We start from the raw sequence: 7,084 nt of genomic DNA, 5'->3' as shown, positions 1-7,084 counted from the left end.
ACCTCCAGGTTTTTAGTATCAAATCTTATTTTTGTAGCCTCATCCTCGGCCATAGCCAATAACTTATCCTCATGAGCTATTGCTATTTTAACAGAATTATTGGCTTTAGCTCTTACAGCCGCCAGCTGCATTACCGCTTCACACTCTAACTTCTCTCGACCTAGGGTTATTTTGTCATTGATTTTCTGTGCGGCTATTTGAAAAATAGATATGAGAACTTGCAGGTAGGGAAAAACAATGCTTAAAACAAAGCCAGTTACCGCAGGTAAGATAATCGTCTTACAATAAAAAAACTCCATTGCTCGCAGGCCACTTATACGCTGCTCTATAGTTAGCTTGCTAAAAATAACAAATAAAATATTATCCCAGTTAAACATAACCCACGATATTGCGATAAACCCAAACAAAGGCGTATTGAGCCTATCCACTAGTGTTTTCTTTACAGCTTCGGCTAACTCATTCACGCTGACGCATCCTTCAATCACAAAATTGTAAACGACAAGTATTAAATACAATTAGATATTAGAAGTCACTAGATACGAGAAAACCAGCATAATGCTGGTTTTCAGTTGGGTTGCGTTCAGTGGTTTACGCCACGTTGTTATCGCCATAGACCTTTCGATAAAAATCACGAACTTGAGCTGTAACGCGCTCATAGTCAGCATGTTTCGGGTTTGTGTAAGCCTCGGACTTCATCAGGTCGCGGATGCTCTGTTGCTCTTCGAGATTGATTTGGCCATTGCCCACGGGAGTATCCTCGCCCATCTCTGCGCCGATTTTCGCCAGCATGCGGATTACCATAGGATTGTTGCCAATCTCGTCCATCTTACCTTGGTCGGCAGGGTCAGCCAGCGACATAAACGCGCGGTGCGCCAGCCCGATATTTTTCTGGAATTCCGCATCGGTTTTCCACGTGCCGCGCAGCTCGGTAGCCGCCGCCTCTTGATCCAGCTCTGCAGCACCGCCCACCAGCGCCGGAGCGCGGTTCATGTACTCGCCGAGGATAAAGCCCATCTGATCGTTGGTGATGCCCTTGGCGTGCGCCGCCTTGAGGAATCCCTGCATCTCAGGATCGGCCTTGAACTCGTCCCACTTGAAGCCTTCAACCTCAACAGTAGGCGCATACTCGTCTACGGTTTTCGGTGCCGTGCTGGTGCCGCGCTGTTTTTCCAAGTGCGTGTAGGACTCAGCCAGCTTGCGCGCTGATCCTTCGATATTGAGTTTCCCATCCTCGCCCATGACGCGGAATTTCTCAGGCACCCAATCATCGCCACCTGGCTGATTCTGTGCTCCGGTGCTCAGCAAGGAAGTGCTGCCGCCATCGCCGGTGCCTGGGTTGCCGCCGTCACCAGTGCCGCCACCTTCCCCACCTTCGCCAGCTGCATTCATGAATAAGTGTTTAAGCTTCCACATCGTCGTTTACTCCGTCTGCCAGATTAAGCTGGCGCAAAATGAAATCGAGCACGTCACGTTGCCCGGCCTTAAAACAGGTTTGGCGGTCACCCTCTGGACCGCCCTTCACAAAAATTGATCCTCCGAAGCGCCGGGTTAATTCGTCCAGCACCTCGGCGCCGCCGGCCGTCTCTTCAAACAGCCGCTTGTAATCCAGTGGTGAAACTTCCTTGATACCCATCAGCCCCCCGCCAGTTGTTGGCCAATTGCTTCACCAGCACTCTGTCCTGCAGCGCCTGCCGCCTGCTGGCCGGCCTGCATCAGCAGCGCCTGTTGTTGCTGTTGCTGCTGCTGTTTGGCTCGCTGGTCGCGCAACGTGGACACATCAGCCGACGAGCGCATAACCTTGGCCGGTACACCCAGCGCCTCGCCGACAACGCGGCTTGCTTCGTCGCTGTCCATGTTGTCGATAATGTCCGGGTAAACCTGCACCAGCTGCATAACGTTCTGGGCGTAACGCTCAATCGCCGTGACGTCCTCCAGCTTCTGTGCGCGCGCCAGCGGCGAGATATAACGCACGTTGAAGTTGGCGGCGTTCATGCTCTCCGGCGGCTCAGGGAACACGCCTGCGCGGAACGCGATACCGAAACAGCGCTCAACCAGCGGCTGCAGGTATTCCGCCTGGAATCGTCCGTATACCGGCCCCAGCAACTGGCGGATTAGCGCGACGCGCACATGCACCTCGGTGGCCGTCATGGCCGGGCCGTCCTGCGGCTGCAGCTGGTCGGCCATCATGATCTTGCGGATTGACGCCTGCAGACGTTCCTCAGCGGTGAATGCGACGTTGAAGTCTGAGCCGGTCAGCAGTGGCTTCATGCTGTCGACGCTGTTGGCCACGATGATGCGACGTGGCCCCACCTTCACCGTGCGAGGGTTAAGCACGCCGTCGTCCTCGGCGATCCACATGCCGGAGATCGCCAAGTCCTGCGCGGCTTTCTCCATACGTTTGGTTTCGTTCAGCTCCTTGCAGTCCGGCAGCGCGTCATAAACCGGGCCGATGCCGTACGAACCGCCGGGGATTTTCATCCAGCGCGGCACGCAGCACGGGAATTCGTGATAGCCGGATTCGCGCACCACTTTTTTTGCGGTCACATCGATGTTGTGCGACGCGAAGCGCAGGTTTTTAGCCAGGCGCGCGTTAACCATGTAATTCGTGCGCGGGAAAATCGCGTGCAGAAAATCAAATTTGTCGTCTGGTTTTTTCTTGGCGGCGTCGCGGATCTTCTCGCTTACAGCATCTTGGCCAAACTCGGCGATCGCCTGCTCGGCGGTCAGCTGGTAGCAGCGGAAAATCGTATCGACAATGCCATCCTTGCGGGTCGATGCAACGTAGCACTGCGCCAGCGGCCACTGCTGGAATGAATAGCCGCCCTCGTCCCGGTCTTCATCGACGTACAGCACAAACCAGCCAGCGCACACTACATCGAGATTTGCCTCGTAGCCCTCGGCGTCGAAGTTGGCCGCGTGGATGTTTTCCCACACCAGCGTTGCGCAGGTAGAAAGCCACGCCTTTGCGTCGTCCGGTAGGGATTCGCTGTCGAGGTTCAGCCACTGCGCGTTAGCCGGTGTCATGCCGGACATGAGAGCGGACGCCAGCATGCGCGAGCTATCGGTCGCCGTGCCGTCCAACAGCTTGGCCACCTTGTGCTTCGCGCTCTGAGCGTCCAGCACCTCAGACGAAAAGCCAGCGCCGCGTAGCGGGTACGTGTAGTCGTAGCACTCCCGCCAGACACTTTCATGCATCTGCCGGGTGGCTTTGAGCGTGTTCACGCGTTTAATCAGCCTTGCGGCGGTGTCGTCCATCAATCACGCTCCCAGCGTTGATTTGTTGCCTGCCGCCTGGGCGCCGCTCGCGAGCAGCGAATCACCGGCGTCGGTAGCGCCCTGGGCGCCGCTGGCCAGCAGTGAAGAGCCTTTCTTGCGCTTCTTACGGCTTGCGGCGTCGGCATTTGAGGCTTTAGCCGCGGCGTCTGCTGCTGCGTCTGCCTCAGCCTGCGGGTCGGTCTGTACTACTTTCGGTGCAGATCCACACATAGCGGTTTCCTTAGCCTGGTACGTACCAGCCGTGTTCGGTTAAAACAGGTTTGCCCGGTGCCGGCTGCTTCTTGCCCTCTTCGTTCGTCACCATCGGCTCGGCGCCACCGGTTGCCGCTTCGGTGGCTTTCTTCACTAGGGTGAGGAATTCGAGATTATTGGTAAGCGGGTGGCCTTTTTCGTCTATGAAGGCGTACGCTTCAAACTTCGTGATGATGGCGGCTCCCTGCTCGTTGATGGTTCCCAGCAGTGCGTTACGGGCAGCCAATGCCAATTCCTCTTCGCTGCTTTGTGGCTCCTGGACGGTAATTACCGTAGCGCCAGCGGTGGCAGCGTTCAGCTGTTCCGGCGTGTTTGCGGGTTGCTGCACAACAGAATTCAACAGCAGTGCGTCAGTGGCGTTTTCTTCCGGCCGCTGATTTTCCTGCCCGGGGGTTTGGATTTCTTTGCGTGGTCGTCCCATTGCGTTTACTCCTTGGGTTGATGAGCGCTCATTGTCTGCCCTGCTTGCGGTCGGATTCCCGACCAATTATCGGGCGCTTAAACGTCCACCATTGCCGGTAAAGTACGGTCGGCAGATTGCTACGGTCTGAGCCCGTCGCCTGGCACCAGAGAGCGATCAGCGCCTCACCGTCGCCGTGACGCGGTTCAGATCCCGATTTCCAGCCGAGAACGGCAGATTTCGACACGCCCAACTCCTCGGCGATGCTCTGCGTTGCCATGCGTGTGCGGTTGATATCGGTAATCACGCGAAACCAGTCTGTGCGGAATGTTGCGACGAGAGGCATGATCAGCCCCCTAAACGCGCGCGTGCGCGAGCATAGAGATGGGAAAACGCGCCGCCGGCCATTGCGAGAAGATGTGCCAAACAGGATTTTGTTCTTTTCCACCGCTGGGCGCCCTGTGACTTTTCGCTATTTCCTGCTGGTCTTTGGGATAGGATTAAATTCTGCATTCGCGCAATTCCTCCACTTCCCCATTAACTTGATCGAGTAATTCCAGCTCTGTGCCGTAATTCCTCTCCCACGTTTTTCTTCCGGCGTGTACAGCTACACCGTGGCCGCCAGTGCGGTGATGCGGTGGGCATAACGGGAGGGTTTGATTATGGGGGGCGCGCTGTGCTGTTCCCTGTCCTGTGCGGATATGGTGTATTTCTGCAGGGGATGGTCCGTAACCCAGATTGCGGCAGATGACGCAGCCAAGTTCTGCCACGTCGGATAACCATTGCTTTTCGTCTTTGGTCGCCATGGTTCCCCCTATGCCGTGTAGCTGAGCAGTTGGGAGGCGGCGTTTTCTGCAGCCTGCTGATTGGGGAACGCGCGGAACAGGATGAAATTCCAGAGCACGTCGATTGTGGCTTTGTAAAGCTGAGCGAACTCGATATCGTCCATTTTTGCGAACGATACGCTACGGGGTTTTTTGCGCTCGCTGCCATCCGGCATCTGGTATGCGGTGTAATGGCCGGATTGGATCGTTACCCAGGCGCGGAATGCCTCGAACGATTTTGCGGCGCTGATATTCCCGGCGCGCTTTTCTGCCACATCCTGCAGATATTCGTCGGCGGCTGCCTGCAGCGTGCTTTCGTTCCCGGCGTAATACGCGAGGAATTTCACGTAACCGGTGAGCAGCTCTTTGTCGGTCGGCGATATGGCACCGCCGGTCGGTTCCCAATACTGGAAGCCGAGATTCAGCAGGGAGAAATACTTGCGGTGAAATGCCGGGTTGCGGGCCTGGCTAAAGTCGGCATACAGGACGGCGCCGATCTTAACTTTGGTTTTCAGGAATTCGATCGCGTCCGGGGTGGCCGGCACTAACAAATTTCCTGCGGATTTTACAAACGAATACTGCGCCATTGGGTGCTCTCCAGTAGCGCAGCAGTTGCTCAGAATTCGAACGGGCTGGGTGTTCAGTCCAACCCGTTAATTATAGCGCGTTTCCATCAGGTCTTACAACTGAATAACCTGCAGATTTTGCCAAATCAATCAACGCGTTAAGTGATGCGACATGCTCGTTTTCTTTAACGATGCGAGTGCCAGTTATTACGCCGTTCTCACATGTGATCACTATTCTCCCGGTGCTGGGTAATGATTTAATTAAATCCTCAAAATCAATCAATTAACTATCTCTTTATCGTGTACTGCGAGTTTATTTAATCAAAATACTGCACAAATAAACAGTAGTTAATTTTGTATCACACCTCAAACAAAAACCGCCCAGAGGGCGGCTAGAGTTATCAAATAATTTAAATCAAATGTGAGACACGCTTTGCATGGATGACAATGACTGCCTGTGGGTGTCCAGAAATTGCCCCTTTGAACTCATAGTTGCCGTTTCCTTTGTCATCACCCGTAAGATCGAGTGTGAATTCATTGATATTTCCGAAAATCGTTGCCCCATTCGGATTATACTTTTTAACAGCCAGGCGGAGTTTCATCTGGCCGAGGCCCTGTTCAATGCGCCCCTGGTAAAAACAGATTGCGTCGCCTCCATTGACGCTGTTATCTGCCACAGATACAACGCCACCACCAAAATCACTTACACCGGAAAAACCGACTGCATATAAACCATTTTGCATTTTATTTTCCTTTTTCAGTTAGTTACGTGGTGCCCCAGTAGGCGAATAAAATTATACTACACTATGATGCTCAACTGCTTGCGCCACGCAGCTGAAACCCGATTATTTAAACAGTATTAATTTTAATGAGGCCTAACTCATTGTTATACTGCCATCCTCCATACGCATAATTCAGGCATATTTACCCTTACCAGCGTCTCCGAAAATGGCGGTGGTACCGAGGTGCTACCCGCTCCGATTAGGGCCAGCGGGAGCCGTCAATGTCCTTGTCGATGATGTAGCTATGCGGAAGGCCATTTAGACTGTACCCAACGAATAAGATAGTTTTATGAATTATTTCGCTAAAGATACAGTTACTATTACGGGCGTATTACCGCCCGTAATTCAACCAAAGAAATCTAAAAAAATGGTCAGTTAGATTAAATTTCAGTACAGATTTCCAGTAATTTTTTGAGGCCAGGAATTCTTTCAGAAGCATTGTCTAAAATTTCCCTGGTGAAACGCTCAACATAACTATCCCTATCAGTAGGGGGGCCAGAAAGTAATGGGTGTAATTTATCTTTACACCCATTATTGGTGGTATCTTTTGCTAATTGAAGAATATCCAATAAAAACCCTTCAAGACAAGGCTCTGAACCTACAAGAAGCAAACCTTTTGACTTAGCCTTTGCTACTGTTGCTTTCGGCCAGGGGAGGTCAGTATCCAACAAAACAGCGACTTTATCGTATCCATCACAATGTTTGCAGGATAGTGCATGTTTTATAACATGATCTGGACCCTTACCTTTTGCCGTGCAGATAGTTATGCGAATACGTCCTAAAGAGTATATTCCTTTCAGATGAGCTAAAAATGCTTTTTCACAAAACCCTTCCCCTACAAGTAGCAAGGTAGGTTTTGTATTCCTTACTTGTTTTCTTGGAGCCATGACTCATCCCTTAAAGGCAAATATCAGGAACACCACCTAAAGCACCGGTGATATATTTGCTATACAAATTATCCTGGCTTCTAAGTCCTTTCATCTC

10 protein-coding genes and 1 pseudogene are annotated in these 7,084 nt (G+C 52.5%); all 11 read right to left on the bottom strand.

From position 1 onward, the window contains the following. Positions 1 to 464 (bottom strand): annotated as a pseudogene (locus tag ACJ8IN_RS24490) (hypothetical protein); the annotation flags it as partial. A gap of 124 nt (positions 465 to 588) precedes the next feature. Then, entirely contained in the window at positions 589 to 1,413 is an 825-nt protein-coding gene (locus tag ACJ8IN_RS24485) for a hypothetical protein (protein WP_308325606.1), read from the bottom strand. Next, a complete protein-coding gene (locus ACJ8IN_RS24480) occupies positions 1,400 to 1,633 on the bottom strand; it encodes a Bbp19 family protein (protein ID WP_308325605.1) in 234 nt (77 codons plus the stop codon). Before ACJ8IN_RS24480 ends, ACJ8IN_RS24485 begins: the two co-directional genes overlap by 14 nt. Next, positions 1,633 to 3,255, bottom strand: a complete 1,623-nt coding sequence (locus tag ACJ8IN_RS24475; RefSeq protein WP_308326145.1) for a portal protein — start codon at positions 3,253 to 3,255, stop codon at positions 1,633 to 1,635. Before ACJ8IN_RS24475 ends, ACJ8IN_RS24480 begins: the two co-directional genes overlap by 1 nt. Positions 3,256 to 3,258: 3 nt before the next feature. Continuing rightward, positions 3,259 to 3,486 carry a hypothetical protein gene (locus tag ACJ8IN_RS24470; RefSeq protein ID WP_060435325.1) on the bottom strand — a complete coding sequence of 76 codons (228 nt, stop codon included), beginning with the start codon at positions 3,484 to 3,486 and terminating at the stop codon, positions 3,259 to 3,261. A gap of 10 nt (positions 3,487 to 3,496) precedes the next feature. Continuing rightward, positions 3,497 to 3,949 (bottom strand): hypothetical protein, encoded by a 453-nt coding sequence (locus ACJ8IN_RS24465; RefSeq protein ID WP_308325604.1) that lies wholly within the window; start codon positions 3,947 to 3,949, stop codon positions 3,497 to 3,499. 28 nt (positions 3,950 to 3,977) lie between these two features. Then, positions 3,978 to 4,376: a hypothetical protein gene (locus ACJ8IN_RS24460; protein WP_308325603.1), complete on the bottom strand. Its 399-nt coding sequence runs from the start codon at positions 4,374 to 4,376 to the stop codon at positions 3,978 to 3,980. Between the two features lie 52 nt (positions 4,377 to 4,428). After that, positions 4,429 to 4,734 (bottom strand): Ref family recombination enhancement nuclease, encoded by a 306-nt coding sequence (locus ACJ8IN_RS24455; RefSeq protein WP_308325602.1) that lies wholly within the window; start codon positions 4,732 to 4,734, stop codon positions 4,429 to 4,431. A gap of 8 nt (positions 4,735 to 4,742) precedes the next feature. Next, positions 4,743 to 5,339, bottom strand: a complete 597-nt coding sequence (locus tag ACJ8IN_RS24450) for a DUF1367 family protein (RefSeq protein ID WP_308325601.1) — start codon at positions 5,337 to 5,339, stop codon at positions 4,743 to 4,745. Positions 5,340 to 5,728: 389 nt separating this feature from the next. Next, complete coding sequence (locus ACJ8IN_RS24445; protein WP_308325600.1) at positions 5,729 to 6,061, bottom strand: GrlR family regulatory protein; 333 nt, start codon at positions 6,059 to 6,061, stop codon at positions 5,729 to 5,731. Positions 6,062 to 6,480: 419 nt separating this feature from the next. Continuing rightward, complete coding sequence (locus ACJ8IN_RS24440; protein WP_308325599.1) at positions 6,481 to 6,987, bottom strand: RloB domain-containing protein; 507 nt, start codon at positions 6,985 to 6,987, stop codon at positions 6,481 to 6,483. Positions 6,988 to 7,084: the final 97 nt, after the last annotated feature.

The sequence above is a fragment of the Serratia sp. CY31944 genome, from assembly GCF_052169175.1.
GTDB classification, from domain to species: domain Bacteria; phylum Pseudomonadota; class Gammaproteobacteria; order Enterobacterales; family Enterobacteriaceae; genus Serratia; species Serratia sarumanii.
Note: the sequence above shows the minus strand (reverse complement) of the source record. Positions and strands in the feature narration are given on the sequence as shown.